The following is a 419-nucleotide window of genomic DNA, read 5'->3' as shown; positions in this document are numbered from 1 at the left end:
CCTTCCATCAGGCAGCCATCGCCCAGGAAGGCGTAGGTGTAGTGATCAACAACATTGTGGCCAGGGCGGTTGAACTGCTCCGCCAGGGTTTTCTCCGCCAGCGCAAAGCCGACCGCATTGGCAATGCCCTGCCCGAGCGGCCCCGTGGTGGTTTCAACGCCCGGTGTATAACCGTACTCAGGGTGGCCCGGGGTTTTGGAGTGCAGTTGACGGAAGTTCTTGATGTCGTCGATGGAGACGTCATAGCCGCTCAGGTGCAGCAGGGAATACTGCAGCATGGAGCCATGGCCGTTGGACAGCACAAACCGGTCACGGTTAGCCCAATTGGGATTTGCCGGGTTGTGGCTAAGGAAATCGTTCCAGAGGACCTCGGCGATGTCCGCCATACCCATGGGCGCGCCCGGGTGGCCGGATTTGGC

Annotated in this window: 1 pseudogene; it reads right to left on the bottom strand. The window is 60.6% G+C overall.

Going from position 1 to position 419, the window contains the following annotated elements:
* Window positions 1-419: pseudogene (locus B3M52_RS08330) on the bottom strand (transketolase); the annotation flags it as partial.

Origin of the sequence: Marinobacter sp. UBA2688, assembly GCF_002352785.1 — a bacterium.
GTDB classification, from domain to species: domain Bacteria; phylum Pseudomonadota; class Gammaproteobacteria; order Pseudomonadales; family Oleiphilaceae; genus Marinobacter; species Marinobacter salarius.
Note: the sequence above shows the minus strand (reverse complement) of the source record. Positions and strands in the feature narration are given on the sequence as shown.